General features: G+C 52.4%; 3 protein-coding genes. All 3 read left to right on the forward strand.

Annotation, left to right across the window (positions count from 1 at the left end; all coding sequences use genetic code 11):
* A partial coding sequence (locus CPT76_RS35820; RefSeq protein WP_105446253.1) for an ABC transporter permease occupies nucleotides 1–763 on the forward strand: 763 nt, incomplete at its 5' end.
* Complete coding sequence (locus CPT76_RS35825; protein WP_105446254.1) at nucleotides 763–1,629, forward strand: carbohydrate ABC transporter permease; 867 nt, start codon at nucleotides 763–765, stop codon at nucleotides 1,627–1,629. The genes CPT76_RS35820 and CPT76_RS35825, both read left to right, overlap by 1 nt.
* 69 nt (nucleotides 1,630–1,698) lie before the next feature.
* Nucleotides 1,699–2,976, forward strand: a 1,278-nt coding sequence (locus tag CPT76_RS35830; RefSeq protein ID WP_105446255.1) for an extracellular solute-binding protein, incomplete at its 3' end; no start/stop codon positions are given.

The following is a 2,976-nucleotide window of genomic DNA, read 5'->3' on the forward strand; positions in this document are numbered from 1 at the left end:
GAAGGGGATTTGGGCGAGTCCATGGGTCGGCCTGGACAATTTCAAATTCATATTTTCCTATCCCGATTTTTGGAAAGTGCTGCGCAATACGGCGCTGATCGCCCTGTATCAGCTCGTGTTCGGATTTCCGGCTCCGATCGTGCTGGCGCTGCTATTCAACGAAATTCGCAGCATGATCATGAAGCGGACGTACCAAAGCCTTTTTTATCTGCCTCACTTCTTATCCTGGGTCGTTGTTGGCGGCATCGTGTTTGAACTGCTTGCGACAGGCGGTATTGTCAACGTCGTTCGGGGCTGGTTTGGTTATGAGCCCGTTTTGTTCATGCAGCAGGAGAAAATGTTCCGCTCGATCGTGGTCATCTCCGGCATTTGGAAAGAGGTCGGATGGGGAACCATCATCTATCTTGCCGCGCTGGCAGGGATCAACCCGAATCTATATGAAGCAGCGGTCGTGGATGGCGCCAGCAGGTGGAAACAAACGCTGTACATCACGCTGCCTTCGCTGCTGCCGACCATTACGGTTCTGTTTCTGCTTCGGATCGGCAACTTTCTCGAACTCGGCTTCGAGCAGATCTTTAACTTGCTGACACCGATGACCTATTCGGTCGGGGATATTATCGAGACATACGTTTACCGTGCCGGTGTCCTGCAAGGGCAGTACAGCATGACGACGACGATCGGTTTGTTCCAATCGATCATCGGGTTTATATTGCTGTGGATTTTTAACAGGCTAGCCAGAAAAACAGAGCAGGGGTTATGGTGATGAAAACAACGTTGAGTCAAAAACTGTTTACCGTCGTCAACTATGTTGTGCTAACGGCAGCGGCTTTTACGATGATTGCACCGCTCCTGCAAATGCTGGCGGTTTCGCTGAGCTCGCCGGTTGCCGCAGACTCCAAAAAAGTGTTTCTCCTCCCGGTCGAATGGACGGCCGATTCGTGGATCTATATCCTGCACAGGCAGGATTTATGGCAGTCGTTTGGCATCACCGTGTTTATTACCGTCGTGGGGACGTTCCTCAGCGTGCTGCTGTCCGTACTTACCGCGTATCCGCTGGCACACGCCAAGTTTCTTATTCGCAAGCATGTCATGTTCGGGATCGTCATTACGATGATTTTCAACGCACCGCTGATTCCGTTCTACATGACGGTCAAATCACTCGGCCTTCTGGATTCGATTTGGTCGCTGATCCTGCCCGGCGCGATCGGTACATTCAATATGGTCATTATCCGGACCTTCTTCATGGGCATTCCTTCAGAGCTCGAGGACTCGGCGCAGATCGACGGCTGCCACGATTTTCGCGTATTGTTCCAAATCTATATGCCTTTGTCCAAGCCGGTGCTCGCAACCGTCAGCCTGTTTTACGCCGTAGGGTACTGGAATACCTTTCAGCGGGCGATTCTGTTTATCCGCGACTCGGAGCTGCATCCGCTGCAAGTTAAGCTCAGGGAATATATCATGACACCTGAGACGCTAGAAGTCGCCGACATGCTGGGTAACATCGGATACAACACGACAACGTTGAAGGCAGCCACGATTATTTTTGCCGCGACGCCGATTATTTTGGCATACCCGTTTCTGCAGAAGTATTTTGTGAAAGGCGCAATGCTCGGCTCCTTGAAAGAGTAGAGCCTATCGCCTCAGCAAGCTGCCAGGGCGAGTTCAAATCAATCATGACAGCGAAAAGGAGAGATCGAAATGAAAGCATGGGCTAAAAGCCTGCGGTTGCTGCTGACCGTGGTGACCGGTACGGCAGTGATTGCCGGATGCAGCGGCGGTAAAACGGGGGAGGGGACTTCGGGCGCCGGGGATCAAGATTCTCCCTACACTGTTGTAAACGTATACAAAACCCACCTTGGAAAGGGTAAGCTCCCCAAAAGCGATGATCCTCATGTAAAGTATATCGCGGAAAAAACCGGCGTGCAGTACAACCTGGTCACAACCTCTTCCGGCGGCGATCCCGTTGAAAGCATGAACGTCATGATCGCATCCGGTGATTTGCCTGACATTATGCGTCCGGTAGGCGGTGTGGAGCAAACGCTCATCTCCCAAGGCGGTGCGCTGGCGCTGGACGATCTGCTGCCGAAATATGCGCCACACGTTTGGGAACGCATTCCGGAGGAGGCGTGGAATATCGTGCGCTCCGCGACCGATGACGGAAAGATCTACTATGTCCCGAAAATTTACATGATACCCGAACGTGCACCGATGATCCGGCAGGACTGGCTCGACAAGCTGGGGCTTCAAATGCCCAAAACCAAGGATGACTATGTGAACGTGTTGACCGCATTCCTGAACGGGGATCCCAATGGCAACGGCACCAAAGATGAGCTGCCGACGACGGGGCGGGAATTTGGAACATGGATGGACCACTTGTTCGGCATGTACGGCGTCGCCATGTGGGAAGGAAAGCCCGAGTGGGATATCTATGACGGCAAGCTGCAATACGCAGGCGTAACCGAAAATATGAAAGCGGCCATCCAATTTATCCGGGAGTTATATGAGAAAAAACTACTCGACAACGAAACCTTCTTGAACAAAGGAGAAATATGGACGGCGAAGATCAACAACAATCTGGTCGGCAGCTGGTACCACCTTCCCGCGAATTTGAACAGCCGGCTCGATGCGATTGAGAAGCTTGCGCCTGATGTGATTATCAAGGGCATGCCGATGCCGACCGTGGAAGGATTTAAAGGCTTCGTTACGCAGAAAAGCGTTGGTGAACCGGAGTGGCTCATTCCGAAAGTGTCCGAGAATAAAGCGGAAGCTTCCCTGAAGCTGCTCGATTTCTTCTATGATCCGTCAAATGCGGATTTTGTCCAGTTCGGCATCGAAGGAATCCAGCATGAGGTCATCGACGGGAAGAAGCAATTGCTGCCTGCAGACGATAACCGCACGATCGGCCTCGGCATGCTGAACTACAACACGAAGGAAAGCATGGATGTCCGCATCGAGCAAACCTTCCCGGCGGACCGC

The sequence above is a fragment of the Paenibacillus sp. AR247 genome (assembly GCF_002968895.1).
GTDB lineage: Bacteria > Bacillota > Bacilli > Paenibacillales > Paenibacillaceae > Paenibacillus_AQ > Paenibacillus_AQ favisporus.

What these genes read in the sequence shown, in the direction of transcription:
- CPT76_RS35825 (WP_105446254.1), top strand. Translation starts at nt 763, where the DNA reads ATGAAAACAACGTTGAGTCAAAAACTGTTTACCGTCGTCAACTATGTT.